Below are 24,444 nucleotides of genomic sequence, written 5' to 3'. Positions count from 1 at the left end.
CGACATCGCGCGTCAGGGCAGGAGGGGGATCACCTGAGACAGATCGACGGGTCCCACGACGATGTCAGCCTGCGCGCGGACGGCGGGCTTGGCGTTGAAGGCCACGCCGAGCCCGGCGGCCGCCATCATGCGGAGGTCGTTCGCGCCGTCCCCGATCGCGATCGTGCGCGACAGTGCGACCCCCGCCTCGGCGGCCCACTCGCTCAGGGCTGCGGCCTTGCCGTCGGCGTCGACGATCGCGCCGTCGACGCCTCCCGTCAATGCGCCGTCCGCGGCCGCGAGGCGGTTGGCGCGCCACACGTCGACGCCGAGGGACGGCGCGACGGTGTCGAGGATCTCGTGGAACCCGCCCGACACGACCCCGACGCGGCCGCCGCGATCGTGGACGGCTGCGACGAGCGCCTGAGCCCCCGCAGTCGGCTCGACGCGCGCGAGCACACGGGCGAAGGCGCCGAGCGGGACGCCCTCGAGCTGCGCAACGCGAGAGCGCAGGCTCGTGGCGAAGTCGACCTCGCCGCGCATCGCGGCCTCGGTCGCCGCCGCTACCTCGGAGCCACGGTGGGCTTCGTCGGCGATCAGTTCGATGACCTCGTTGCGGATCAGGGTCGAATCGGCATCGAGCACGACGAGGAACCGGGCGCGGGGGAGAGGCACGCCTCCACGCTAGCGGTGATCGCGGAACCGCCAGCTCGCGGAGTCACCGTTCGACGCGGACGCCCTTGCCGACCACGGTGATACCGGTGTCGGTCACCGTGAATCCGCGTGCGAGGTCCTTCTCGCGGTCGACCCCGACCGTCGCGCCCTCGGCGAGCACGACGTTCTTGTCGAGGATCGCGCGGTGGATGCGCGCGCCGGCCCCGACCTGGACATGGTCGAACAGCACGGAGTCGGTGATGGTCGAGCCTCCTCCGGCGAGCGTCCACGGACCGACGACGCTGCGCTCGAGGTGGGTGCCGGACAGCACCGACCCGAGCGACACGATCGAATCGATCGCGTTCCCGATCCGACCCACGGAGTCCCGCACGAACTTCGCGGGCGGAGAGTTGACGGCCTGCGAGTGGATCGGCCAGTCGGTGTTGTAGAGGTTGAACACCGGCAGGGTCGAGATGAGATCGCGGTGGGCGTCGAAGAAGGACTCGATCGTCCCGACGTCGCGCCAGTAGTAGCGGTCGCGATCGGTCGAGCCCGGCACGTCGTTGCGGTTCATGTCGTAGACGCCCGCTTCGCCTCGCCCGACGAAGTAGGGCACGATGTCGCCGCCCATGTCGTGGTTGGACGTCGGAAGCTCTCCGTCCGACTCGACCGCTTCGACGAGCGCGTCGGTGTTGAAGATGTAGTTTCCCATCGATGCGAGGACTTCGCCGGGGGAGTCCGCGAGTCCGGTGGGGTTCTGAGGCTTCTCGAGGAACTCGTTGATGCGTGTGGGGTCGTCCTTGACGACATCGATGACGCCGAACTGGTTGGCCAGCGAGATCGGCTGCCGGATCCCGGCGACGGTCGCGCGGGCGCCGGAATCGATGTGCGCCGCGAGCATCTGCCGGAAGTCCATCCGGTACACGTGGTCGGCGCCGATCACCACGACGATGTCGGGCTGCTCATCGATGATGAGGTTCAGGCTCTGGAGAATGGCGTCGGCAGATCCGGAGAACCATCGCTTGCCCAGTCGCTGCTGCGCCGGCACCGACGCGACATACGAGTCCAGCAGAGCGGACATGCGCCACGTCTGGGAGATGTGGCGGTCGAGGCTGTGCGACTTGTACTGGGTCAGCACGACGATCTGCCGCAGACCCGAGTTGATCAGGTTCGAGATGGCGAAGTCGATCAGTCGGTACTGGCCGCCGAACGGCACGGCGGGTTTGGCGCGATCGGCCGTGAGGGGCATGAGTCGCTTGCCCTCGCCGCCGGCGAGGATGATTCCGAAGACCTTCGGCGCTGCAGGCATGCCACCACCCTAGGGGGACCACCGGGCCCGGGGTAGCGGGTTTTCCCCAAGCGCGGCGTGTACTAGGTTTCGTCCCATGCGCGTGGACATCGTGACGAAGGAGTACCCGCCCGAGATCTACGGTGGCGCGGGGGTGCACGTCACCGAGCTCGTCAAGGCGCTGCGCGCGTCGGTCGACGTGCGGGTGCGAGCATTCGGTGCGGAGCGCGATGAGCCGGGCACGACGGCGTACGGTGTGCCGGCCGAACTGGCCTCCGCCAACGCCGCCGTCCAGACTCTCGGCACCGACCTAGAGATCGTGACGGATGTCGCGGGCGCCGACGTCGTGCACAGCCACACCTGGTACGCGAACTTCGCGGGTCATCTCGCGTCGCTCCTCCACGGCATCCCGCACATCGTCACGGCGCACAGCCTCGAGCCGCTGCGGCCCTGGAAGGCCGAGCAGCTCGGCGGGGGGTACTCGGTCTCCAGCTGGATCGAGAAGACCGCGTACGAGGGCGCCGCGGCGATCGTGGCCGTGAGCGAGGGCATGCGGCAGGACATACTGCGCAGCTATCCGTCGCTGGATCCGGCCTCCGTCCGCGTGATCTACAACGGCATCGACGTCGAGTCGTGGCATCCCGTAGACGACCCGGGCCTGCTGGCGGAACTCGGGGTCGACGCCTCGCGCCCGTCAGTCGTGTTCGTGGGACGCATCACCCGCCAGAAGGGCCTGCCCTACTTCCTCCGCGCTGCCGAGCGCCTGCCCGCGGACGTGCAGGTGGTGCTGTGCGCCGGCGCTCCCGACACACCGCAGATCATGGCCGAGGTCGAGGATCTCGTGCGCGGCCTCCAGGAGACCAGGGACGGGGTCGTCTGGATCGACAGGATGCTGTCGCACCACGAGCTGTGCACCGTGCTGACGGCGGCGACGACCTTCGTGTGCCCGTCCGTCTACGAGCCGCTGGGCATCGTCAACCTCGAGGCGATGGCGTGCGGCGCGGCCGTCGTCGGCACCGGTACCGGTGGGATCCCCGAGGTCGTCGTCGACGGAGTCACCGGGCGGATCGTGCCGATCGAGCAGGTGCAGGACGGCACCGGCACGCCCACCGACCCGGACCGCTTCGTGTCCGATCTCGCCGCCGTCCTCACCGAGGTCGTGTCCGACCCCGAGCGGGCGCGCGCCTACGGCAGGGCGGGCAGAGAGCGTGCGACGAAGGACTTCAGCTGGCAGAGCATCGCCGACCAGACCGCCGCGCTCTACGCGGAGGTGGCGGGTTCCGGCCGATAGGCTGGACGGCATGCCGCAGGTCCTCGAATTCTCCGACGTCGTCGTCCGCCGAAACGCCAGGGACATCGTCGACCGACTCGACTGGAGCGTGAGCGACGACGAACGCTGGGTCATCCTCGGCCCCAACGGTGCCGGCAAGACCACCGTGCTGCAGCTCGCCGACACGCTGATGCACCCGACGTCGGGCGTCGTGACGATCCTCGGCGAGCGGCTCGGGCGCACCGACGTCTTCGAGCTGCGTCCCCGCATCGGCTTCGCGTCGTCCGCCATGGCTCGACGCGTCCCGCCCGAGGAGACGGTGCTCGACGTCGTGCTCACGGCCGCCTATTCGGTACTGGGTCGCTGGCGCGAGGACTACGAGGACATCGACGAGCGGCGCGCCCTGCGGGTGCTGGCCGAATGGAAGCTCGATCACCTCGCCGACCGCACGTTCGGGACGCTGAGCGACGGCGAGCAGAAGCGCGTGCAGATCGCGCGCGCGGTGATGACCGATCCGGAGCTCCTGCTGCTCGACGAGCCGACCGCGAGCCTCGACCTCGGTGCACGCGAAGAGCTGCTGACGCTGCTCGGAGGGTACGCGCAGGCTCCCACGACTCCGGCGATGATCATGGTCACGCACCACGTCGAGGAGATCCCGATCGGCTTCACGCACGTCCTGCTTCTCGCCGACGGCCGTGCCGTGGCATCCGGCCCCCTGCACGAGACCCTCACGGCCGAGGCGCTCACCGAGACGTTCGGCGCGCGCATCGAACTCACCGAGCACGACGGCCGATACGCGGCTCGGGCTGCGCGGGAGGGCACGAGCGCGTAGAGCGTCAGGTCCGATTCCGCGTGCGGCGCCGAGGCTGGTAAGATCGCTCTTTGGTGCACTCGCACCTCAGACTTTGTCCGTCCTGGCAAAATCCAGGGCACCACTTTCAAAGGACTTCCCATGAAGACTGACATCCACCCCGAGTACAAGGCCGTCGTGTTCCGCGACCTCGGCTCCGGCGAGACCTTCCTCACCCGTTCGACGGTGACCAGCGACAAGACGGTCGAGCTCGACGGTGTCGAGTACCCCGTCATCGACGTCGAGATCTCGTCCGCGTCGCACCCGTTCTACACGGGCAAGCAGCGCATCATGGACTCCGCCGGCCGCGTGGAGAAGTTCAACCAGCGGTTCAAGAACTTCGGCTCCAAGTAAGCAGCCGTATACGAAGGCCCCGCTCCGGCGGGGCCTTCGTCGTCTCGCGGCCGGGTTCAGCGGATGGGCCAGCTGCCGTCGACCCGGTCATCGGGGTCTATCCGGCCGATGCGGACGAAGTACTCCGTGAGGCTCGCCGCCTGCGCCCGAGCCCAGGAGATCTGCCGCGTGTGCAGCTCGTGCACGGTCTCGGGCAGCCACGGCGCGAATCGGCCGGCCAGTGCTTGGGCAACGCGGCCGGCAGCGACGGCGTCAGCGGATGCCTCGTGCGCACCGTCGAGGCGCACGGCGTAGTGCGCGGCGACGACGGACAGCGTCCGCTTGCCGGGTCGCCAACGGTCATACGCCTTGTCGACGACGAGCGGGTCGATCACGGGAAACGGATCGAGCAGCGGTGCGACGCCATGACGCAGGGCCTCGTGCTTGAGGAGCGAGAAGTCGTAGGGGGCGTTGTACGCGACGACCGGGATGCCGGCGCCGAGGAGGCCGCGCAGTGCGGCGACGACCTCGGCGACCACGACGGGTGCGGGGCGGCCGTGGTCGCGCGCGTAGGCGGTGGAGATGCCGTGGATCGCGGCCGCGCCCGCGGGGATCTCGATGCCCGGGTCGGCGAGCCAACCCCGTGCATCGAGCACGGAGCCCGAGGCATCCAGCAGGCCGACGTGCGCGGTCACGATGCGGTCGGTGCCGACATCGACTCCGGTCGTCTCGAGGTCGAAGACGCCGACCACGGACACCCAATCCGGGGTGTCGAACAGAGCCAGCTGCTCATCCGGCCTTCGCTTCATGCCGCTCACGGTATGCGATACCTCCGACAGCGCTCGGCAAGCTCGCCGCGCGACCCCTTCTAGAATCGAGGGGTGGCCGCCGTGAATCCGTACGCCCCGCTCCTCGAGACTCTTCCGGTGGAGCGGCACGAGGTCGAGGTCGCGGGCGGTGTGACGGCGTACTGGGTCTACGGTCCGTCGGATGCGACGACGACAGTGATCGCGGTCCACGGATTCCGCGGCGAGCACCACGGCCTCGAGCCGGTGGTCGCCCACCTCCCGGAGGTGCGGATCATCTCACCCGACCTGCCCGGCTTCGGCGAGACCCCGCCCCTACCCGGGGTGCGCCACGATCTGGACGCCTACGCGAGTTGGCTCCGCAAATTCGCGGCATCCGTCGCCCCCGGCGCCGTCATTCTCGGGCACTCGTTCGGATCGATCGTCGTCTCGGCCGCCGTCGCAGGCGGGCTCGAGACCCCGAGGGTCGTGCTCGTGAACCCCATCGGCGCGCCCGCGCTGGAGGGCCCGCGAGGGCTTCTCACCCGCCTCGCCGTCTTCTACTACTGGGCCGGCGCCCGACTGCCCGACAGGGTCGGCACGGCGCTGCTGCGCAACGGGGTGATCGTCCGGGTGATGAGCGTGTCGATGGCGAAGACGCGCGACCCGGAGCTGCGCAGCTTCATCCACGACCAGCACGACACCTATTTCTCGCGGTTCGCCGATCGCGACGTCCTTCACGACGCATTCCTCGCCTCGGTCTCGCACGATGTCCGGGAGTTCGCACCACGGATCGCGCAGCCGACGCTGCTCGTGGCGGCCGTGCGCGACGACATCACGCCGATCGAGGCCGAGCGCACGCTCGCGACGCTGTTCCCCTCGGCTGAGCTGGTCGAGATCCCCGATGTCGGTCACCTGATCCACTACGAGACGCCGGCGGCCGCCGCGGACGCGATCAGGCGGTTTCTCTAGCCTTCCGCGCCCGGTACGCGATGACGTTCATGCGGTTGCCGCAGTTGCCCGTGTCGCAGTACCGCTTCGAGCCGTTCTTCGAATAGTCGATGTAGACCGCGTCGCAGTCATCGGCGGAGCAGGTGCGCACCCGGTCGTACTCGTCCGACCGGATGACGTCGATGAAGGCCATCGCCGCTTCGACCATCATGCGCGTCGCCAGGGGCGAGTCGTCCGATGTGGCGTGGATGTGCCAGTCGTAGTCGTCGTGGATGACGAGCCGGGGAAGAGCCTCGCCGTCGGCGAGCATGCGGTTCACCAGCGGTACGGCGCCCTCGCGGTCGACGTGCCAGAGCTCATGGAGGCGGTCGCGCAACTCCCGCACCGCCGCGACCTCCTGCTCGTCCGCGCGGATGACCCCGGTGTAGGGGTTGGACTCGAGGAAGCGCGACAGGTCCGCGGGCGTCTGCAGCGTATCCTCTCCGTCGTATCCGGGAAGCGTGTTGACCAGGTCCACGACCATCATGAGCGTGCGTTTCGTGTCATGGATGAAGACCATGTTGACTCCTGACATCGCGTTCGATACGGTCACCAGTGTAAGCACGTTTCACTCCTGACAGTCGGATGCCGCCCATGACCGTTTCGACCGCGTCCCTTCCCGTGATCGGTCCCTTTGCGGCATCCCCCCGGGTCCGCACGACCGGTCTGCTCATGGCCGTCGCCTCGGCTCTGGCCTTCTCCTCGAGCGGTCCGTTCGTCAAGCCGCTGCTCGAGGCCGGCTGGTCGCTCGGGGCGGCGCTGCTCGTGCGCATGGGAGTGGCGGGGCTCATCCTGTCGCCCGCCGTCTTCCGCGCGATGCGCAGGCAGCCCGGCTTCCTGCGACGGCACTGGCGGCTCATAGCGGGGTTCGGGCTCATGCCCGTGCTCGGCTGCCAGTTGTTCTTCTTCTCGGCGATGCAGCGCATGCCGGTCGCCGTGGCGCTCCTCATCCAGTACCTGGCGCCGGTGATGCTCGTGGCGTTCGTGTGGCTGCGCACCAAAAGGGCCCCTTCCGCACTCGTCCTGTGGGGGTCGGCGGTCGCGGTCGCGGGTCTCATCCTCGTCGTCGACATCTCGGGTGCCTCGTTCGACCTGATCGGCACGCTGTTCGCCCTCGCCGCCGCCGTGTGCGTGTGCGCGTACTTCGTCATCTCGGAGCGCGCCGGCGACGACCTGCCGCCGCTCGCCCTCGCCGCGAGCGGGCTGCTCGCCGGCGCCGTCGTGATGGGTGTGCTGTGCGCCGTAGGGATCATGCCGTTCCGCGCTCCGGCCGTGTCGGTGGAGCTCGCGGGCACCGAGGTGCCGTGGTTCGTGCCGATGCTGTGGGTCGCCGCCGTCGCGACGACCCTCGGGTACGCGCTCGGTGTCATGGCGGTGCCGCGGATCGGCTCGCGCGTGGCGTCGTTCGTCGGGCTGTCCGAGGTGCTCTTCGCGCTGGGCTTCGCGTGGATCTTCCTCGCCGAGGTGCCCGCGCCGATCCAGTTCGTGGGCGGCGCGCTGATCCTTGCGGGCGTCGTCCTGGTCAAGCTCGACGATCTGAGGTCTGCACCCCGCAGCGGCGGGATGCCGGCGGCCGAGGCCGTCCCGATTCCCTGACCGGTCGGATCAGGGTTCGCGCCGCGCGAGCTCCATGAGGGGCGTCACGCGATGGGCGATCACCTCGCCCATCACGAGGGACGTCTCGGTGCGCTCGACCCCCTCGATCGCGAGGATGCGGGCGTCGGTGTCGAACAGGTGCTGGGTGTCGCGGCACGCGACGCGAACCAGCAGATCGACCTGTCCGGACAGCCCGTGAGCCTGCACGATCTCGGGCACGCGGGCCAGTTCGGGCGTGATGCGGGGGAGATCGGCCTGGCGCACGATGACGCTGATGAACGCCTCGATGGGGAAGCCCAGCGACGAGGAGGATATGGCCCGCTCGTAGGACAGGAACACTCCGGAACGCTCGAGTCTCGCCATCCGCGCCTGGACGGTGTTGCGGGACAGTCCGAGCTTCTCGGCGAGCGCGACGACGGTCGCGCGGGGGTCGGCGGACAGCGCGGCAAGCAGCTCGAGGTCGACGTGATCGAGGGCACTCATAGTGCGAAACGTTAGCACGGTTCGATGCGGCTTCAGTTGTCAACATGCTCAAGACAAACCCGAATGCTTGAGCGAGGTGCGACGCGGACGTAGCCTCGAAGGTGCCGGCGACGATGTCGGCGACCCACGACGCCCCTCCTCACGAGGGAGGGTTGCTCCGAGGAGTGATGACGATGACGCACACCCTGACCCCGATGGCCGATCTCGCGACCGACACCGAAGACGTCGCACGGCTCGTCACCCCCGATGGCGAGCGCATCGCCGATCCGGAACTCGACCGGTGGGTGGCGGATGTGGATGCCCCAGCCCTGCGCTCGCTCTACCGCGACATGGTGCTCCTGCGCCGGATCGACACCGAAGGCGTCGCCCTGCAGCGTCAGGGCCAGCTGGCACTGTGGCCCCCGTGCCAGGGGCAGGAGGCCACCCAGATCGGCACCGCCCGCGGTCTTCGCGCCGACGACTTCGCCTTCCCCAGCTACCGCGAGACCGGGGTCGCCTTCGCCCGCGGCGCCCAGCCCGCCGACTACGTGCTGGCCTGGCGCGGCGAGGAGCATTCCACCTACAACCCGTACGACCTCAACACCGCGACCCCGCAGATCATCATCGGAGCGCAGGCCCTCCACGCCGTGGGCTACGCGATGGGGATCCAGCGCGACGGGACCGACCAGGTCGCCGCCGCGTACTTCGGCGACGGCGCCACCAGTCAGGGTGACGTGAACGAGGCCATGGTCTTCGCCTCGTCCTATCGGGCCCCGGTCGTGTTCGTGTGCTCGAACAACCAGTGGGCGATCTCCGAGCCGGTCGCCGTCCAGGCGAGATTCCCGATCGCGGGACGCGCGCCGGGCTTCGGCATCCCGAGCATGCGGGTCGACGGCAACGACGTCCTCGCGTGCCTCGCGGCGATGCGCTGGGCTGTCGACAACGCCCGCCGGGGCAACGGACCGGCGTTCCTCGAGGCCGTGACCTACCGCATGGGGCCGCACACCACCTCGGACGACCCGTCGCGCTACCGCGACAAGGAGGAGGTCGAGCGCTGGCGCGCGCGAGACCCGCTGACCCGCATCGAAGCGCTCCTGCGCAACCAGGGCGAGTTCGACGACGAGTTCGCCGCGAGCGTGGCCGCCGATGCCGACGCCCTCGCCGCCGAGGTACGAGCCGCGGCGCACGGAGCCGTGACGCGCGCACCCCTCACGGTTCTCGACGACGTCTACGCCGAGCCGCACTCCGGCCTCGACGAGCAGCGCATGTGGTTCGGCGCCTATCTCGATGGGTTCGCTGCCGATGCCGAGGGGGTCGCGCGATGACGCAGCTCACCATGGCCAAGGCCATCAACGAGGGTCTCCGGCGCGCCATGGCGGACGACCCGAAGGTGCTCCTCATGGGCGAGGACATCGGCAAGCTCGGCGGGGTGTTCCGCATCACCGACGGCCTCCAGGACGAGTTCGGCGCGCAGCGCGTCGTCGATACGCCGCTGGCGGAGGCCGGCATCATGGGCACGGCCGTCGGGCTCGCCTTCCGCGGATATCGGCCCGTCGTCGAGATCCAGTTCGACGGCTTCGTGTACCCGGCGTTCGACCAGATCGTCTGCCAGGTCGCCAAGCTCCACTATCGGACGCGCGGGAACGTGCAGATGCCCATCACGATCCGCATCCCGTGGGCCGGCGGCGTGGGCGCGGCCGAGCACCACTCCGAGTCGCCCGAGGCGTACTTCGTGCACACCTCCGGACTGCGGGTGATCGCGGTGTCCAACCCGCAGGACGCCTACGTGATGCTCCGCCAGGCGATCGCGTCGAACGACCCGGTGGTCTACTTCGAGCCGAAACGGCTCTACCACACCAAGGGAGAGGTCGATCTGGACGTCGATCTCGCCGATGCGCCGCCGATGGGGCTGGCGCGCGTCGCGCGTGAAGGCAGCGACGTGACGCTGCTGACCTACGGCTCGCAGGTGTCGACGGCGATGGATGCCGCGACCGCCGCCGAGGACGACGGAGTGTCGATCGAGGTCATCGACCTGCGGTCGATCTCACCGGTGGACTACCGCACGGTGACCGCATCGGTGCGGAAGACGGGACGCGTGGTCGTGACCCACGAGGCCGCGCGGGAGGCAGGCGTCGGCGCCGAGCTCGTCGCGAGCGTCACCGAACGCTGCTTCAACTACCTGGAGGCAGCTCCGCAACGCGTCACCGGCCACGACATCCCCTATCCTCCGGCGAAGCTCGAGAAGCACCACATCCCCGACCTCGACCGCATCCTCGATGCGGTGGACCGCGTCATGGACCGTCCGAACAGCCTGACCGGGCTGGAGGTCTGATGTCCCCGTGCGCATCGTGGACGCCGCGTTCGACCAAGGAGAGTGAACTGTGATCCAGGACTTCCGGCTCCCCGACCTCGGCGAGGGTCTCCCCGAGGCCGAGATCGTGGCGTGGCTCGTGTCAGAGGGCGACACGGTCGCGCTGAACCAGACCATCGCCGAGGTCGAGACGGCTAAAGCGGTCGTCGAGCTGCCTTCGGCGTACGCCGGCACCGTCACGAAGCTCCACGCCGCCGCCGGTGATGTCGTGGAGGTCGGCTCCGTGCTCATCTCCTACGACCTCGGTGGAGAGGACTCGCCTGCGCCCGCACCGGCAACGGAGACGGACCAGGTCGAGGAGCCGTCCCAGGCCGAGCCGAACCTCGTCGGCTACGGTGCGGCGCCGCGCGGGAGTGCACGGCCGCAGCGACGCGCGCGGTCCGGCGCGGGCAGGCCCGCCGCATCCGACACCGCCGTCCTCGAGGCGGCGCCCCACGACGCCATCCAGGTGTCGGATCCGGAGCGGCCGATAGAGCGGCCGCGATCGACTCCGCCGGTGCGCCTTCTGGCGAAGCAGCTCGGGATCGACCTGGCCCTCGTCGAGGCGACGGGTGCGAACGGAGTGATCTCGCGGACCGACGTCGAGGCGTACGCGGAGCGCGTCGGCGTGGCACCTGTCGGATCGCTCGCCGTCGCCGAGCCGTCGATCGAGCCGGAGCCGGTGGCCGCTTTCGCGGCGACGCCGGGGGAGCGGACGACGCGAACGCCGATCCGCGGCGTCCGCAAGCACACCGCGGACGCGATGGTCCGCAGCGCGTTCACCGCTCCGCATGTGACGACGTTCCTCACCGTCGACGTGACCGCGACGACGGAGCTCATCGCGTCGCTCAAGGCCGACCGCGCCCTCTCGGAGCACAAGATCGGTGTCATGGCCGTCGCGGCCAAGGCCGTCTGCCTCGCGCTGGCGCACCACCCCGGCCTCAACTCCCGCTGGGATGAGGCGGCGGGCGAGATCGTCGAGCACCACTACGTGAACCTCGGGATCGCGGCGGCCACCGGGCGCGGACTCGTCGTCCCCAATATCCGGGACGCGCAGGACCTGGCGCTGGTCGAGCTCGCGGACGCGATCCGCGCCCTCGCCGAGACCGCCCGATCCGGCAAGACGCCGCCCGCGGACATGATGGGGGGCACGTTCTCGATCACCAATGTCGGCGTCTTCGGGGTGGACGCGGGAACGCCGATCCTGAACCCGGGCGAGGCCGGGATCCTGGCTCTCGGGGCGGTGCGCCGGCAGCCGTGGGAGCACAAGGGCGAGATCGCGCTGCGGGACGTCATGACTCTCGCGCTCTCGTTCGACCATCGTCTCGTCGACGGTGAGCAGGGGTCGAGATTCCTGGTGGATGTCGCCGATGTCCTGCGCGAGCCGGGTCGGGCGATGCTGCTGCGGTGAGGACGTCGCTCCGAGTCCGGCTTCGGGTCGAAGAGGCCTGTTCGCCGCTGCGGAGACGTTTCGATGAGGGCGAAACGGGTCAGTCGGTCAGCGCCGCCAAGGCCATGGATTCCAGGATGCTGCGCACTGCGCTGTCGGACGGGCGCGTGCGCTGTGCGCGCACGCTGTGCGGCGTCGAATTGATGAGACCGAAGCAGGCATGCGCCCGCACGCGGAGGTCGGTCTCCGATCGTGCGGGGTGCAACGCGGAGAGGATGCCGACCCACACTTCGATGTACTCGCGCTGGAGCCGGCGGACGGTGTGCCGATCCTCCTCGGAGAGGCTCGGCAGGTCGCGGTCCTGCACGCGGATGACGTCGGCGTCGGACAGCGCGAAGTCGACGTGGAAGGCGACGATCGCCTCGAGCTGGTGAAGGGGCGAGGAGTGCTCGGTCGTCACGCGTCGTCCGCCGGCGAGCAGCCGCTCGCTGACGCCGACGAGGATGGCGCCCAGCAGAGCCTGCTTGTTCGCGAAGTGCCGATAGAGGGCGGGCCCACTCACGCCGACGGCCGCACCGAGCTCCTCCAAGCTCACTCCGCTGAAGCCGCGCTCCGCGAAGAGCCGAGCCGCCTCGGAGAGGATCGCGGCCTGGCGGTCCGCCTTGGCGCGATCGCGCTCGGTGACCCCGCTTGTCATTTCAGTTAATCCTCGCTAACCTGGGAACCAGTTAGTGCACACTAACCAATTCGATCGCGTCGGGACAACGAACGTGATCCGATCGTGACGTCGACGGAGATGACATGACTGCCCTCACGACATCGGCTGTTCGCGACGACATCTTCGCGCGCACGCGGGCCGCACAGGAGGAGCAGGCGGCCCGACTCCGCCGGCGCCTCGCGACGGTGGCGCTCGGCGGACCCGAGTCGTCGCGCGAGCGCCATGTCGCGCGGGGCAAGCTCCTGCCGCGGGACCGCGTCGACCGGCTGCTCGACGAGGGCAGTCCGTTCCTCGAGATCGCGCCACTCGCCGCGGAAGGACTGTACGGCGGAGACGCTCCTGCGGCCGGCGTCATCGCGGGGATCGGGCTCGTGCACGGCCGCCACGTCATGGTGGTGTGCAACGACGCCACGGTCAAGGGGGGCACGTACTACCCGATGACCGTCAAGAAGCACCTTCGCGCTCAGGAGATCGCGCTCGAGAACCGCCTGCCGTGCGTATACCTCGTGGACTCCGGGGGCGCCTTCCTTCCGCTGCAGGACGAGGTCTTCCCGGACCGCGACCACTTCGGCCGCATCTTCTTCAACCAGGCGAGGCTCTCCGCGGCCGGCATCCCGCAGATCGCGGCCGTCCTCGGCTCCTGCACCGCGGGCGGTGCGTACGTCCCCGCGATGAGCGACGAGACCGTCATCGTGAGGAACCAGGGCACGATCTTCCTCGGCGGGCCGCCGCTCGTGAAGGCGGCGATCGGGGAAGTCGTCACCGCCGAGGAGCTCGGCGGGGGAGAGCTCCACGCTCGTCGGTCGGGCGTCGTCGATCACCTCGCCGAGGACGACGAGCACGCTCTCGAGATCGTGCGCGACATCGTCGCGACGCTGCCGCCTCCCGGGGAGCAGGCGTGGGAGGTCGTGGAGGCGTCGCCGCCCGCCGTCGATCCCGAGGACCTCTACGGCGTCGTCCCCGTGGACGTCAACCAGCCCTACGACGTGCGCGAGGTCATCGCGCGCCTCGTCGACGCCAGCGAGCTCCACGAGTTCAAGAGGGAGTACGGAGACACCCTCGTCACCGGGTTCGCCCGCATCCACGGCCATCCGGTCGGGATCGTGGCCAACAACGGCGTGCTGTTCAGCGAGTCGGCGCAGAAGGGCGCGCACTTCATCGAGCTGTGCGATCAGCGCGGCGTGCCCCTCCTGTTCCTGCAGAACATCTCCGGCTTCATGGTGGGGAAGGATGCCGAGGCGGGCGGTATCGCAAAGGACGGCGCCAAGATGGTGACCGCCGTCGCGACGACGCGCGTGCCGAAGCTCACCGTTGTGATCGGCGGGTCCTTCGGTGCGGGGAACTACTCGATGTGCGGGCGCGCGTACTCGCCCCGGTTCCTGTGGAGCTGGCCCGCCAGTCGCATCTCGGTGATGGGTGGACCCCAGGCCGCATCGGTGCTGTCCACCGTCAAGCGCGACCAGCTCGAGGCGCGGGGCGAGTCGTGGTCCGCGGACGACCAGGCTGCGTTCGAGGCGCCGATCCGTGCGAAGTACGAGGAGCAGGGCGACCCCTACTACGCCACCGCTCGGCTCTGGGACGACGGCATCATCGACCCCGCCGACACTCGCGATCTCCTCGGCCTCGCCCTCGACGTCGTCTCCCGCACCCCGCTGCCCGAACCGCGCTTCGGCATCTTCCGGATGTGAGCCCGATGACCTCCGATCCTCCCTTCTCCACCGTCCTGGTCGCCAACCGCGGCGAGATCGCGCGCCGCGTGATCCGGACGCTGGCTCGCCTCGGAATCCGCTCCGTCGCCGTCTACAGCGACGCCGACGCGGATGCGCCGCACGTCCGCGAGGCCGACGTCGCCGTGCGCATCGGTCGGGCGGCGGCGTCCGCGTCCTACCTCGACATGGACGCCGTGATCGCCGCCGCGCGGGAGACCGGTGCGCAGGCGGTGCACCCCGGCTACGGATTCCTCTCCGAGAACGCGGCCTTCGCGCGCGCGTGTGCTGACGCAGGTCTCGTGTTCATCGGTCCCGGGGTGCGCGCGCTGGACGTGATGGGCGACAAGATCCGCTCGAAGGACCACGTCGCGGCGAGCGGGGTGCCGACGGTGCCCGGATTCAGCGCGTCCGGGATGACCGACGCCGAGATCGCGCGGGCCGCGGAGGAGGCGGGGTTCCCGCTCCTGGTGAAGCCGTCGGCCGGCGGCGGCGGCAAGGGCATGCAGGTGGTGGGCTCGCCGGCGGATCTCGCCCCAGCGCTCTCGACCGCCCGACGCATCGCCGCCTCCGCGTTCGGAGACGACACGCTCCTGCTGGAGCGGCTCATCGAGCGTCCCCGGCACATCGAGGTGCAGGTGCTCGCCGACTCCCACGGCACCGTCGTGCACCTGGGGGAGCGCGAGTGCACGCTCCAGCGCCGGCATCAGAAGGTCATCGAGGAGGCGCCGTCTCCGGTCGTCGACGCCGTCACGCGGAACCGGCTCGGTGCCGCCGCGTGCGCCGCCGCAGCGAGCGTCGACTATCGCGGGGCGGGAACGGTCGAGTTCCTCGTGGCGGGAGACCGACCCGACGAGTTCTTCTTCATCGAGATGAACACGCGCCTGCAGGTCGAGCATCCGGTCACCGAACTCGTCACCGGGGTCGACCTCGTGGAGCAGCAGCTCCGGATCGCCGCGGGCGAGCGCCTCGCCATCGCGCAGGAGGACGTGCACCTCGAGGGGCACGCCATCGAGGCCCGCGTGTACGCCGAGAGCCCGGAGCGCGGCTTCCTCCCCGCGACCGGTGACGTGCTGCTGTGGCGGTCCGCCGGGGAGGTGCGCACGGATGCCGCGGTCGAGACCGGTTCGACGGTGACGGCCGACTACGACCCGATGATCGCGAAGGTCATCGCGCACGGCGCGGACCGGGCCGAAGCGCTCGGGCGGCTGGATGCGGCGCTCTCGCGCACGGTGCTGCTCGGGGTCGACACCAACATCGGGTTCCTGCGGAGCCTCCTCGCCGACGAGCGCGTGCGCTCCGCCGCGATGGACACCGGCCTGATCGACCGTCTTCCGCCGTTCCCTCCGTCCGAGCCGACCGCTCGGGCGATCGCCGCCGCCGCGACCGCGTGCCGGACCGACGCGCCGACGGCGGGCCGGGACCACGCGTCGCCGCTGTGGACGAGCCGCTCCGGCTGGCGCCTCGGCCGTGAGCCGCAGCATCCGTCCTTGTTCTTCGCGACCGACGACGGCAGGATCCTCTCGAGCCCTTCGGTCGGCGCGGATCCGGATGCCGCCACCGCTCTGGACGCCGCGGGAGCCGTCTGGGTCCACGCCGACGGCGCGGCGCACCGGCTGAGACCACTCACCCGGCGTGCCGCGACGGACGCGCGGCTCGCGGCTCGCGAGCGCGCCGCCGCAGCGAGCGACCCCGAGCTGCGCGCGCCAATGCCGGGCGCCGTCGTGGCCGTCCACGTCGCCGACGGTGACGAGGTCGCGCCCGGCGACCTCGTCGTGACCATCGAGGCGATGAAGATGGAGCACCCCGTCGTCGCTCCGCACGGCGGCGCCGTGCGGCTGGACGTCGTCGTGGGGGAGCAGGTCCGTCGTGACCAGGTGCTCGCGCACGTCTCGCTGACCGAGGCGGCTCACGAAGCCGCCGACACCCCCTCCTAGACCCGAGGAGCACTCATGGACCACTTCAACCTCACCGAGGACGAGCGCGAACTCGCCCGCATGGTGCGCGACTTCGCCGACCAGGTGGTGGCGCCGCAGGCCTACGAGGCCGATCGCACGAAGACGCTGCCGATGGACGTCGTGGCACAGATGGGCGAGCTCGGTCTGTTCGGGCTCCCGTTCCCCGAGGAGTACGGCGGGCAGGGCGGCGACTACTTCGCGCTGTGCCTCGCGATCGAGGCTCTCGGCCGCGTCGACCAGTCGATCGCGATCACCCTGGAGGCGGGCGTCAGCCTCGGCGCGATGCCGGTGTTCCGGTTCGGCACCGAGGAGCAGAAGCAGGAGCTGCTCCCGGCCCTCCTCGGGGGAACCGCTCTCGCCGGATTCGGCCTGACCGAGCCCGAGGCCGGCTCGGACGCGGGCGCGACCCGCACCACCGCGAGACTGGACAGCGGCGAATGGGTGATCAACGGCTCGAAGCAGTTCATCACCAATTCGGGCACCGAGATCACACGATTCGTGACCGTGACGGCGGTGACCGGCGAGAGCGACGGTCGCAAGGAGATCTCGACGATCATCGTCCCGTCGGGCACCCCCGGGTTCACGGTGGAGCCCGGCTACGACAAGGTCGGGTGGCACGCGTCCGACACGCACCCCCTCACGTTCCAGGACGTCCGGGTCCCGGAGGGCAACCTCCTCGGGGAACGCGGCCGCGGATTCGCGAACTTCCTCCACATCCTCGACGAGGGTCGCATCGCGATCGCCGCGCTCTCGACCGGTGCGGCCGAGGGATGCCTCGAGGCCGCGATCGACTACGCCAAGAAGCGCACGGTGTTCGGCGACGCCCTCTCCACGCGCCAGGGCATCCAGTTCCTGCTCGCGCGGATGCAACTGCGCGTGCACAACGCCCGGCTCGCATGGCATCACGCCGCGCGTCTGCGCGACGCGGGGAAGCCGTTCAAGACCGAGGCCGCGATCGCCAAGCTGACGGCGAGCGACGCGGCGATGGACAACGCGCGGGACGCGACGCAGATCTTCGGCGGCAACGGCTTCATGAACGAGTACCCGGTCGCCCGCCACTACCGCGACTCCAAGATCCTCGAGATCGGCGAGGGCACCAACGAGGTGCAGCTTCTCGTCATCGCGCGAGCGCTCGGAGTAGCGTGACAGACGTGGACGGCACCGGCGAGGCCCAGGCGATCGTGCAGCGAGGGCTCTACTACGACGAGCTCGAGGTCGGTGCGCGCTACCTGCACCGGCCGGGCCGAACGGCCACCGAGGCCGACAACGTCCTGTTCTCCTCGCTGACGATGAACACCCAGGCGCTTCACCTCGACGCGGCGTTCGCCGAGGGGCAGCCGTTCGGTCAGCGGCTGATGAACTCGATGTGGACCCTCGCCACGATGGTCGGGGCATCCGTCTCGCAGATCACCCAGGGCACGCTCGTGGCCCAGCTCGGCCTCACTGACGTGTCCTTCCCGGCGCCGCTCTTCCATGGCGACACCCTCTACACCGAGACCGAGATCGTCGACCGGCGGCCGTCCGCCTCGCGCCCGGGGCAGGGCATCGTCACGATGCGCCACACTGGTCGCAACCAGCGTGGCGAGGTGGTCGCGACGGCAACGAGGACGGCGCTGATGTGGTGCGCCCCCGAGGGGAAACGATGAGCGCGTTCGGGCTCGGTCCCGCCATCTTGTTCTGCCCCGCCGACCGCCCCGAGCGCTTCGCGAAGGCGATGGAACGGGCGGATGCGGTGATCCTCGATCTGGAGGACGCCGTCGCACCCGCCGCGAAGGCCGCGGCCCGCGGCGCGGTGATCGAGTCCGAACTCGATCCCGACCGTGTGATCGTGAGGGTCAACCCGCTGGACTCCGACGACATCGTGTCGGATCTCGCGACGCTCTCGCAGACCGATTACCGGCGCATCATGGTCGCCAAGGCCGAGTCACCCAAGCGCCTGGGGAAGGTCGACGCGCGTTTCGACGTCGTCGCGCTGTGTGAGACGGCCAAGGGCGTCTCACAGGCGGACCGGATCGCGTCCCTGCCGAACGTGAGCGCGCTGATGTGGGGGGCGGAGGATCTCGTCGCGAGCGTCGGGGGGACGTCCAGCCGCAAACCCAACGGCCGCTACCGCGACATCGCGCGCTATGCCCGGGCGCGGGTGCTCCTCGCCGCGGGTGCGCACGGCAAGGCCGCGATCGACGCCGTGCACCTCGACATCGCCGACACGAAGCGCCTCGCCATCGAGGCCGCGGATGCGGCGGCGTCCGGCTTCCGCGCCACGGCCTGCATCCACCCCAGCCAGATCGCGATCATCCGCGAGGCCTACCGCCCCGACGAGCGGCTCGTGGCGTGGGCGCGCGGTGTGCTCGAGGCCGCGAAGACCGAGCGGGGGGTGTTCGCCTACGACGGGCGCATGGTCGACGAGCCGGTGCTGCGCCACGCCCGCGCGACGCTGCGGCGCGCGGGAAGCTGAGGCTCGCGGTCACTCCCTCGCGGCGACCCGCTGAGCCGCGATCGCCGAAGCGATCCGCGCGACGAGGTCGTACGGGATCTCGGAGGCATGGGGGAAGACGACCGAGTCCTTCTCGGAGCGGTGCGGTGCGACCTCGGACTCGAGGGGCTCGTCGAAGACCGGGACCGGATACAGCCCGATGTGCTTCTTCCAGCCGGCGTAGTGGATCGCGTACCGTCCGCCGAGCATCACCGCGGGCATCCCGTAGCGAATCCTCTCCTCGGGCTCTTCACCGGTGGCGGCGCTGACGGCGGCGATGATCTCCGCGCGCACGTGGCGCAGTCTCTCGGCGACGGCCGGATCGAGCCCGCCGAAGTATTCGTCGACGGTCGCGGGGGTCGGCATGGTGCTGAGCCTAGGCCACCGCTCCCGCGAACGACAGCAGGCGCAGGCGATCGCGTTCGAAGAGCAGTTCATGCGCAGAGCCGTTCGCCAGGCGCTCACCCACGGGCGGGAGCTCTCCCGCCGATGCGTGCCTGATCACCTCGCGGATGAGCGCCCCGTGTGTCACGACGACGAGCGCGGCCGTGCGCGGGGCCGTGGCGGCACGGTGATCGCGTACGGCACGGCGGAGCGCCGAGAGTGCGCGGGCGCGAAGGACCGGCAGCGGCTCGGCGCCGGGCACCTCCGCGATGTGCCAGTCGCCCCAGCGCCGGAAGAACTCCGCGGAGTCGACGCCCTCGGCCTCGCCGTAGGAGCGCTCACGCAGCTCCGGGTAGAGGCGCGGAGCGGCGACGCCGAGCTCTGCCGCGAGGATCTCGGCCGTCTCACGGGCACGGGAGAGGTCGCTCGACACGACCGTGACGGGGTGGTCCGCCGCACGCGACCGGAGCGCGGCCGCCGCATCCCTCGCCTGCGCACGGCCGGTGTCGTTGAGCGGGATGTCGGTCGCCCCCTGGATGCGCCGGGCGCGATTCCAGTCGGTCTCGCCATGGCGGATCAGGGTCAGCGCGGTCACCCTCCGACACTACGCGGTGTGGGCTGTCAGCTCGCTGAGGGAAGGACCTCGGCCAGCGCGCGAAGGACCTCGCTGGTACCCGCGTCGACCTTGACGGTGGCCCGCGCGTCCGCGCGGGTGGAACCGCGATTGACGATCACCACGGGAAGCCGGCGGCGGCGAGCCCGCTCGAGGAGCCGGATGCCGGAGTTCACGACGAGCGAGGATCCGGCGATGACGAGCCCCTCACTGGCCTGCACCAGCTGCTCAGCCTCGCGGAACTTCTCGGCCGGGATGTACTCGCCGAAGAAGACCACGTCGGGCTTCAGCATCCCCCCGCAGACCGTGCATTCCGGTACGACGAAGCCGTCGCTGCTCTCCGGCAGCACGTCGCCGTCGGGTCCGAGGGCGACGCCGTCGGGAACGGTGATCCAGGGGTTTTCGGCCTCGACGCGGACGGCGAGGTCGCGGCGATCGAAGACCTGGCCGCAGTGCGTGCAGAACACGCGGCGCATCGTGCCGTGCAGCTCGACCACGCGACGGCTTCCGGCGCGCACGTGGAGTCCATCGACGTTCTGCGTGACAACCCCGGTCGCGACGCCGCTGCCCTCCAGCCGCGCGATGGCGACGTGTCCGTCATTGGGCTCTGCAGCGGCGAACGCCCGCCAGCCGAGGTGACTGCCCACCCAGTAGCGCCGACGTGCCGCTTCGCTCGCGAGGAACTCGTCCGCGGTCATCGGGGTCCGCACCGGGGCGCCTTTGCCGCGGTAGTCGGGAATGCCCGAGTCGGTGGAGACGCCGGCGCCCGTGAGGAGCGCGATGCGTCGCCCGGAGAGGACCTCGGCGGCGCGCGACACCGCTTCCGCAGCGGCGGCGTCGAGCTCTGTCGCGGTCGGCACGCGGTGGACCCCCTTCCGGGTCAGAGTGTAGGCGGCCAGGTTTACGTGGATGTTACGCCGCGTGGGAGAGTGGGGGGCGTGGGCATCGAACGGATCGCGACGTCGGACGATCCGCGTCTGGCCGACTACCGCGACCTGACGGATGTCGCGCTCCGCCGCGTGATCGAACCAGCCGGCGGTCTCTACATCGCCGAGTCGGCGAAGGTCATCCAGCGCGCCGTCCGCGCCGGCCACCGGCCGCGGTCGGTCCTCGTGCAGGACAAGTGGCTTCCCGAGATCGGCGCCCTGGGCCTCGACCCCGGGACTCCCGTCTACGTCGTCGAGTCGGCGGTGGCCGAGCGGCTCACCGGGTACGCCGTCCACCGTGGAGCGCTGGCCGCGATGCACCGCCCCGTGCTGCCCGAGGTCGCCGACGTCGTGGCGGACGCACGGCTCGTCGTGGTGATCGAGGACATCGTCGACCACACGAACGTCGGCGCGATCTTCCGCGCCGCGGCCGGCCTGGGCGCGGATGCGGTGCTCGTGAGCCCGCGATGCGCGGACCCCCTCTACCGCCGCAGCGTCCGCGTGAGCATGGGCACCGTGTTCCAGGTGCCGTGGACGCGGCTCCCGGAATGGCGGGCCGCGCGCGGCATCCTCCACGGCGTCGGATTCCACCTCGCCGCCCTGGCGCTCTCCGACGACGCCGTGCCGCTCGACCGATTCCGCGCCGCCGGGCACGCGAAGGTGGCGCTCCTGCTCGGGGCGGAGGGCGACGGGCTCAGCCGCGCCGCGCTGGCCGCCGCCGACAGCGTGGTGACGATTCCGATGGCCGGCGGTGTGGACTCGCTCAACGTCGCCGCGGCGAGTGCCGTCGCGCTGTGGGAGCTCCGCACGCGGTGATGCTCAGGCCTTCGGGCTTGGATCGTCCTCGGCCCTCGGTGCGAGAGTGATCACCGGCAGGGCCTCGGGGCGCTTTGCCGACACGGTGTCTCCCGAGGACTGGTGGCGCAGCCGGCGGAGCACCCACGGCACCAGGTACTCGCGCGCCCAGACGAAGTCCACCGTCCGCGCCTCGCGCCAGGTGCGGGTCGGGATGGGGTCGGGCTGCATCGGCTGCAGGTCGTTGGGCACGTTGAGGGCCCGCAGCACCATGCGCGCGACTTCGTGGTGTCCCAGCGCGTTGTAGTGGAGCCGGTCATCGTCGAAGAAGCGCATGTCCTGCACCTCTTTCAGCGCCCACTGATCGGCCACGATGCAGTCGTACCTGTCGGCGATCGCGCGGATGTTCTCGTTGTAGATCGCCACGCGCCCACGGATGCCGCGGAACACCGGAGTGAAGTTCGTGTCGATGCCGGTGAAGACCACCACCGTCGCTCCCTCGCTCGACAGACGCACGACGGCGTCCTCGAAGAGCTGCGACACCGCGTCCGGATCGGCGCCGGGACGGATGACGTCGTTCCCGCCGGCTGAGAACGTCACCAGGTCGGGCTTGAGGGCGAGCGCGGGCTCGACCTGCTCGTCGACGATCTGGCCGATGAGGCGTCCCCGGATGGCGAGGTTGGCGTAGGCGAAATCGTCGACCTGCTGCGAGAGCACTTCGGCGACGCGGTCGGCCCACCCGCGCAGCCCGTTGGGTGCGGTCGGGTCCGGGTCTCCGACACCTTCGGTGAAGGAGTCCCCGATCGCCACCCAGCGTCGCCACGGATGGGGCTGCAGGTTGGGGACGTAGGGGGTGACGTGATCGTCTCGTGTGGGCATCGTCTTCCTCGGCTCGTGACCGTGGACAGGCTACCGCCTGCCGCCGACGGTGTGTCGTCCGGGTCGTCTAGGGTGGTGACTCGTTGTTCGCGGCAGGCGGGAGGTGCGATGGACGACGAGTCGGTTCTCGACGCGCCGAACGCCGCACCCTCGTCCGCCGAACCCCACGGGCCCTCGTCCCCGCACGGCGAGGCGCACATCGGCAGCTTCAAGGCGGAGCACCTCTCGCCGGCGTACCCGCAGCGCGCGCCGTGGGGAACCGCCCAGCGGCTTCGTGCGTGGCAGGCCGAGGCGCTCGACCTGTACTTCGGCCTCGACGGGCCCGACGGCGTCGGCGGCGGGCCCCGCGACTTCCTCGCGGCGGCGACGCCCGGCGCCGGCAAGACGACTTTCGCTCTCCGGCTGGCCAGCGAGCTGCTCCGCCGGCGCATCGTCGACCGCATCGTCGTGGTCGCACCGACCGAGCACCTCAAGACCCAGTGGGCGGATGCCGCGGCCCGCGTCTCCCTCCGCCTGGACCCGGCCTTCAGCAACCGCCACTCCGCCCCCGCGCGTCACTTCCACGGCGTGGCGGTGACCTACGCGCAGGTCGCTGTGAAGGCATCCGTCCACCAGCGCCTGACGATGGACGCACGGACGCTGGTGATCCTCGACGAGGTGCACCACGGCGGCGACGCGCTGAGCTGGGGGGACGCGCTGCGCGAGGCCTACAGTCGGGCGACCCGACGTCTGCTGCTGTCGGGCACGCCGTTCCGAAGCGACACCGCGCCGATCCCGTTCGTGGAGTACCACCCCGATCAGCACGGCATCCGCCTCTCGCGCACCGACTACGCCTACGGCTACCGGCGCGCGCTCGAGGACGGCGTGGTCCGGCCGGTGATCTTCCTCGTCTACGCCGGGCAGATGCGCTGGCGCACCAAGACCGGCGACGAGATGGAGGCGCAGCTCGGGCAGGACAACACCAAGGACATCACGGCGCAGGCCTGGCGGACCGCACTCGATCCCGCGGGGGAGTGGATCCCGGCCGTCCTCCGCTCCGCCGACCGCCGCCTCTCCGAGGTGCGGGAGCAGGTGCCCGACGCCGGCGGGCTCGTGATCGCCACCGATCAGACCGCGGCGCGCGCGTACGCGGAGATCCTGCGCGGGATCACCGGCGAGGCGCCGATCGTCGTGCTCTCCGACGAGGCCGAGGCGTCGTCGCGCATCGAGGCGTTCTCGGCCGGCACGAGCCGCTGGATGGTCGCCGTGCGCATGGTGTCCGAGGGTGTGGACGTGCCGCGTCTCGCCGTCGGGGTGTACGCCACGTCCGCCTCGACGCCGCTGTTCTTCGCGCAGGCCATCGGGCGCTTCGTCCGGGCCCGTCGCCGGGGCGAGACGGCGAGCGTCTTCCTTCCGAACGTGCCGTCGCTGCTCGCCCTCGCGAACGAGCTCGAGCGGCAGCGGGACCACGCACTCGATCGCGAGAGCGACGGCGACGAGTGGAACGCCGAGGAAGATCTTCTGGCGGCCGCGGAGCGGGAGGACTCCGCATCCGACGCACTGACGGAGGAGTTCTCCTACCAGGCCCTCGGATCGATGGCGCACTTCGACCGCGTGCTCTTCGACGGGAAGGAGTTCGGCCAGCTCGCCGTGCCCGGCACGCCCGAGGAGGAGGAGTTCCTCGGCCTTCCGGGACTGCTGGAGCCCGAGCACGTGCACGAGCTTCTGATGCAGCGCCAGGCCCGTCAGGGCCGTCATCGCCGCGTGCGCGAAGACCACGAGGCTCGGACGCCCGGGGCGGAGCCCGCGCTGCCTCAGGCACTGCATCGCTCGCTCAAGGAGCAGCGTCAGCTCCTGAACAGCCTCGTCGGGCTCTACGCGCGGCAGTCGGGCGAGCCGCACGGGCTCGTGCACGCCGAACTCCGGCGCATCTGCGGCGGGCCGGCGGTGTCGCACGCGACCGTCGCCCAACTGCAGGCGAGAATCGATGTTCTGCGCGCCCGCGTGCGGTCGTAGCGCGCCCGCGGGCGACCCGTTCGGAGCCCCGAAATGCTGTCAATCGCGCC

25 protein-coding genes are annotated in these 24,444 nt (G+C 70.4%); 15 read left to right on the top strand and 10 right to left on the bottom strand.

Annotation, left to right across the window (positions count from 1 at the left end; translation table 11 throughout):
- Window positions 1-12: 12 nt before the first annotated feature.
- Both serB and ACFQ0P_RS14670 read right to left on the bottom strand, forming a co-directional pair.
- Window positions 13-654, bottom strand: coding sequence for a phosphoserine phosphatase SerB (gene serB, locus ACFQ0P_RS14675; protein ID WP_204979391.1), 642 nt, complete (start codon window positions 652-654; stop codon window positions 13-15).
- A 43-nt stretch (window positions 655-697) separates the two neighbouring features.
- Window positions 698-1,942 (bottom strand): glucose-1-phosphate adenylyltransferase, encoded by a 1,245-nt coding sequence (locus ACFQ0P_RS14670; RefSeq protein WP_204979390.1) that lies wholly within the window; start codon window positions 1,940-1,942, stop codon window positions 698-700.
- Between the two features lie 76 nt (window positions 1,943-2,018).
- Between ACFQ0P_RS14670 and glgA the strand changes: the two genes are divergently transcribed.
- From glgA to ACFQ0P_RS14655, 3 genes are all read left to right on the top strand, one after another.
- Window positions 2,019-3,212, top strand: coding sequence for a glycogen synthase (glgA, locus tag ACFQ0P_RS14665; RefSeq protein WP_204979389.1), 1,194 nt, complete (start codon window positions 2,019-2,021; stop codon window positions 3,210-3,212).
- Window positions 3,213-3,222: 10 nt separating this feature from the next.
- Complete coding sequence (locus tag ACFQ0P_RS14660; RefSeq protein ID WP_204979388.1) at window positions 3,223-4,023, top strand: ABC transporter ATP-binding protein; 801 nt, start codon at window positions 3,223-3,225, stop codon at window positions 4,021-4,023.
- A 120-nt stretch (window positions 4,024-4,143) separates the two neighbouring features.
- Window positions 4,144-4,395: a type B 50S ribosomal protein L31 gene (locus tag ACFQ0P_RS14655; RefSeq protein WP_204979387.1), complete on the top strand. Its 252-nt coding sequence runs from the start codon at window positions 4,144-4,146 to the stop codon at window positions 4,393-4,395.
- Window positions 4,396-4,451: 56 nt separating this feature from the next.
- Here ACFQ0P_RS14655 and ACFQ0P_RS14650 read toward each other — a convergent pair whose 3' ends face one another.
- Window positions 4,452-5,183, bottom strand: a complete 732-nt coding sequence (locus ACFQ0P_RS14650) for an exonuclease domain-containing protein (protein WP_204979386.1) — start codon at window positions 5,181-5,183, stop codon at window positions 4,452-4,454.
- 72 nt (window positions 5,184-5,255) lie between these two features.
- On the opposite strand from ACFQ0P_RS14650, the gene ACFQ0P_RS14645 reads away from it, so the two are divergent.
- Window positions 5,256-6,131 (top strand): alpha/beta fold hydrolase, encoded by an 876-nt coding sequence (locus ACFQ0P_RS14645; protein ID WP_204979385.1) that lies wholly within the window; start codon window positions 5,256-5,258, stop codon window positions 6,129-6,131.
- Here the strand turns inward: ACFQ0P_RS14645 and ACFQ0P_RS14640 are convergent.
- Window positions 6,115-6,669 (bottom strand): CGNR zinc finger domain-containing protein, encoded by a 555-nt coding sequence (locus ACFQ0P_RS14640; RefSeq protein ID WP_204981431.1) that lies wholly within the window; start codon window positions 6,667-6,669, stop codon window positions 6,115-6,117. The genes ACFQ0P_RS14645 and ACFQ0P_RS14640 overlap by 17 nt on opposite strands.
- Before the next feature lie 74 nt (window positions 6,670-6,743).
- Here ACFQ0P_RS14640 and ACFQ0P_RS14635 point away from each other — a divergent pair, with 74 nt between their 5' ends.
- Complete coding sequence (locus tag ACFQ0P_RS14635; RefSeq protein WP_204979384.1) at window positions 6,744-7,745, top strand: EamA family transporter; 1,002 nt, start codon at window positions 6,744-6,746, stop codon at window positions 7,743-7,745.
- Between the two features lie 9 nt (window positions 7,746-7,754).
- Here ACFQ0P_RS14635 and ACFQ0P_RS14630 read toward each other — a convergent pair whose 3' ends face one another.
- The gene (locus ACFQ0P_RS14630) at window positions 7,755-8,228 is read right to left on the bottom strand and encodes an Lrp/AsnC family transcriptional regulator (protein WP_204979383.1); all 474 of its coding nucleotides are present in this window, start codon (window positions 8,226-8,228) and stop codon (window positions 7,755-7,757) included.
- 167 nt (window positions 8,229-8,395) lie between these two features.
- Between ACFQ0P_RS14630 and pdhA the strand changes: the two genes are divergently transcribed.
- From pdhA to ACFQ0P_RS14615, 3 genes are read left to right on the top strand one after another with little or no spacing between them, the layout of a single operon-like run.
- A complete protein-coding gene (gene pdhA / locus ACFQ0P_RS14625) occupies window positions 8,396-9,532 on the top strand; it encodes a pyruvate dehydrogenase (acetyl-transferring) E1 component subunit alpha (protein WP_204979382.1) in 1,137 nt (378 codons plus the stop codon).
- Window positions 9,529-10,539: an alpha-ketoacid dehydrogenase subunit beta gene (locus tag ACFQ0P_RS14620; protein ID WP_204979381.1), complete on the top strand. Its 1,011-nt coding sequence runs from the start codon at window positions 9,529-9,531 to the stop codon at window positions 10,537-10,539. Before pdhA ends, ACFQ0P_RS14620 begins: the two co-directional genes overlap by 4 nt.
- A gap of 49 nt (window positions 10,540-10,588) precedes the next feature.
- Window positions 10,589-11,968 (top strand): dihydrolipoamide acetyltransferase family protein, encoded by a 1,380-nt coding sequence (locus ACFQ0P_RS14615; protein WP_204979380.1) that lies wholly within the window; start codon window positions 10,589-10,591, stop codon window positions 11,966-11,968.
- 79 nt (window positions 11,969-12,047) lie between these two features.
- Here ACFQ0P_RS14615 and ACFQ0P_RS14610 read toward each other — a convergent pair whose 3' ends face one another.
- Window positions 12,048-12,644, bottom strand: coding sequence for an SACE_7040 family transcriptional regulator (locus ACFQ0P_RS14610; RefSeq protein ID WP_204979379.1), 597 nt, complete (start codon window positions 12,642-12,644; stop codon window positions 12,048-12,050).
- Between the two features lie 104 nt (window positions 12,645-12,748).
- On the opposite strand from ACFQ0P_RS14610, the gene ACFQ0P_RS14605 reads away from it, so the two are divergent.
- Genes ACFQ0P_RS14605 through ACFQ0P_RS14585 form a run of 5 tightly spaced genes read left to right on the top strand, consistent with a single transcriptional unit; the run spans window position 12,749 to window position 18,784 of the window.
- Complete coding sequence (locus tag ACFQ0P_RS14605) at window positions 12,749-14,353, top strand: carboxyl transferase domain-containing protein (RefSeq protein ID WP_204979378.1); 1,605 nt, start codon at window positions 12,749-12,751, stop codon at window positions 14,351-14,353.
- A gap of 5 nt (window positions 14,354-14,358) precedes the next feature.
- On the top strand, window positions 14,359-16,308 hold the full coding sequence (locus ACFQ0P_RS14600) for an acetyl/propionyl/methylcrotonyl-CoA carboxylase subunit alpha (RefSeq protein WP_204979377.1): 1,950 nt from the start codon (window positions 14,359-14,361) through the stop codon (window positions 16,306-16,308).
- A gap of 15 nt (window positions 16,309-16,323) precedes the next feature.
- Window positions 16,324-17,475 (top strand): acyl-CoA dehydrogenase family protein, encoded by a 1,152-nt coding sequence (locus tag ACFQ0P_RS14595; protein ID WP_204979376.1) that lies wholly within the window; start codon window positions 16,324-16,326, stop codon window positions 17,473-17,475.
- Between the two features lie 5 nt (window positions 17,476-17,480).
- On the top strand, window positions 17,481-17,975 hold the full coding sequence (locus tag ACFQ0P_RS14590) for a MaoC family dehydratase (RefSeq protein ID WP_204979375.1): 495 nt from the start codon (window positions 17,481-17,483) through the stop codon (window positions 17,973-17,975).
- On the top strand, window positions 17,972-18,784 hold the full coding sequence (locus ACFQ0P_RS14585; protein ID WP_204979374.1) for an HpcH/HpaI aldolase/citrate lyase family protein: 813 nt from the start codon (window positions 17,972-17,974) through the stop codon (window positions 18,782-18,784). The genes ACFQ0P_RS14590 and ACFQ0P_RS14585 overlap by 4 nt, the downstream gene beginning before the upstream one ends.
- A 9-nt stretch (window positions 18,785-18,793) precedes the next feature.
- On the opposite strand, the gene ACFQ0P_RS14580 is transcribed toward ACFQ0P_RS14585, so the two are convergent.
- The 3 genes from ACFQ0P_RS14580 to ACFQ0P_RS14570 are packed head-to-tail and all read right to left on the bottom strand — an operon-like array spanning window position 18,794 to window position 20,659.
- On the bottom strand, window positions 18,794-19,168 hold the full coding sequence (locus tag ACFQ0P_RS14580; RefSeq protein ID WP_204979373.1) for an iron chaperone: 375 nt from the start codon (window positions 19,166-19,168) through the stop codon (window positions 18,794-18,796).
- Between the two features lie 10 nt (window positions 19,169-19,178).
- Complete coding sequence (locus ACFQ0P_RS14575; protein ID WP_204979372.1) at window positions 19,179-19,781, bottom strand: histidine phosphatase family protein; 603 nt, start codon at window positions 19,779-19,781, stop codon at window positions 19,179-19,181.
- 26 nt (window positions 19,782-19,807) lie between these two features.
- On the bottom strand, window positions 19,808-20,659 hold the full coding sequence (locus tag ACFQ0P_RS14570; RefSeq protein ID WP_204979371.1) for a Sir2 family NAD-dependent protein deacetylase: 852 nt from the start codon (window positions 20,657-20,659) through the stop codon (window positions 19,808-19,810).
- Between the two features lie 78 nt (window positions 20,660-20,737).
- Here ACFQ0P_RS14570 and ACFQ0P_RS14565 point away from each other — a divergent pair, with 78 nt between their 5' ends.
- Window positions 20,738-21,541, top strand: coding sequence for a TrmH family RNA methyltransferase (locus ACFQ0P_RS14565; protein WP_204979370.1), 804 nt, complete (start codon window positions 20,738-20,740; stop codon window positions 21,539-21,541).
- A 3-nt stretch (window positions 21,542-21,544) separates the two neighbouring features.
- Here the strand turns inward: ACFQ0P_RS14565 and ACFQ0P_RS14560 are convergent, their stop codons facing one another.
- Window positions 21,545-22,399, bottom strand: a complete 855-nt coding sequence (locus ACFQ0P_RS14560) for an SGNH/GDSL hydrolase family protein (protein WP_204979369.1) — start codon at window positions 22,397-22,399, stop codon at window positions 21,545-21,547.
- A gap of 108 nt (window positions 22,400-22,507) precedes the next feature.
- Between ACFQ0P_RS14560 and ACFQ0P_RS14555 the strand changes: the two genes are divergently transcribed.
- Window positions 22,508-24,394: a DEAD/DEAH box helicase gene (locus ACFQ0P_RS14555; protein ID WP_378772651.1), complete on the top strand. Its 1,887-nt coding sequence runs from the start codon at window positions 22,508-22,510 to the stop codon at window positions 24,392-24,394.
- Window positions 24,395-24,444 lie beyond the last annotated feature (50 nt).

This window comes from Microbacterium insulae, from assembly GCF_042677065.1.
GTDB classification, from domain to species: domain Bacteria; phylum Actinomycetota; class Actinomycetes; order Actinomycetales; family Microbacteriaceae; genus Microbacterium; species Microbacterium insulae.
This window is presented reverse-complemented; position numbering and strand designations above follow the sequence as displayed.

Coding starts and splice junctions, on each gene's coding strand:
- ACFQ0P_RS14670 (WP_204979390.1), bottom strand. CDS start 1,942: ATGCCTGCAGCGCCGAAGGTCTTCGGAATCATCCTCGCCGGCGGCGAG.
- glgA (WP_204979389.1), top strand. CDS start 2,019: ATGCGCGTGGACATCGTGACGAAGGAGTACCCGCCCGAGATCTACGGT.
- ACFQ0P_RS14660 (WP_204979388.1), top strand. CDS start 3,223: ATGCCGCAGGTCCTCGAATTCTCCGACGTCGTCGTCCGCCGAAACGCC.
- ACFQ0P_RS14655 (WP_204979387.1), top strand. CDS start 4,144: ATGAAGACTGACATCCACCCCGAGTACAAGGCCGTCGTGTTCCGCGAC.
- ACFQ0P_RS14650 (WP_204979386.1), bottom strand. CDS start 5,183: ATGAAGCGAAGGCCGGATGAGCAGCTGGCTCTGTTCGACACCCCGGAT.
- ACFQ0P_RS14640 (WP_204981431.1), bottom strand. CDS start 6,669: ATGGTCTTCATCCATGACACGAAACGCACGCTCATGATGGTCGTGGAC.
- ACFQ0P_RS14635 (WP_204979384.1), top strand. CDS start 6,744: ATGACCGTTTCGACCGCGTCCCTTCCCGTGATCGGTCCCTTTGCGGCA.
- ACFQ0P_RS14630 (WP_204979383.1), bottom strand. CDS start 8,228: ATGAGTGCCCTCGATCACGTCGACCTCGAGCTGCTTGCCGCGCTGTCC.
- pdhA (WP_204979382.1), top strand. CDS start 8,396: ATGACGATGACGCACACCCTGACCCCGATGGCCGATCTCGCGACCGAC.
- ACFQ0P_RS14620 (WP_204979381.1), top strand. CDS start 9,529: ATGACGCAGCTCACCATGGCCAAGGCCATCAACGAGGGTCTCCGGCGC.
- ACFQ0P_RS14610 (WP_204979379.1), bottom strand. CDS start 12,644: ATGACAAGCGGGGTCACCGAGCGCGATCGCGCCAAGGCGGACCGCCAG.
- ACFQ0P_RS14605 (WP_204979378.1), top strand. CDS start 12,749: ATGACTGCCCTCACGACATCGGCTGTTCGCGACGACATCTTCGCGCGC.
- ACFQ0P_RS14600 (WP_204979377.1), top strand. CDS start 14,359: ATGACCTCCGATCCTCCCTTCTCCACCGTCCTGGTCGCCAACCGCGGC.
- ACFQ0P_RS14595 (WP_204979376.1), top strand. CDS start 16,324: ATGGACCACTTCAACCTCACCGAGGACGAGCGCGAACTCGCCCGCATG.
- ACFQ0P_RS14585 (WP_204979374.1), top strand. CDS start 17,972: ATGAGCGCGTTCGGGCTCGGTCCCGCCATCTTGTTCTGCCCCGCCGAC.
- ACFQ0P_RS14580 (WP_204979373.1), bottom strand. CDS start 19,168: ATGCCGACCCCCGCGACCGTCGACGAATACTTCGGCGGGCTCGATCCG.
- ACFQ0P_RS14560 (WP_204979369.1), bottom strand. CDS start 22,399: ATGCCCACACGAGACGATCACGTCACCCCCTACGTCCCCAACCTGCAG.
- ACFQ0P_RS14555 (WP_378772651.1), top strand. CDS start 22,508: ATGGACGACGAGTCGGTTCTCGACGCGCCGAACGCCGCACCCTCGTCC.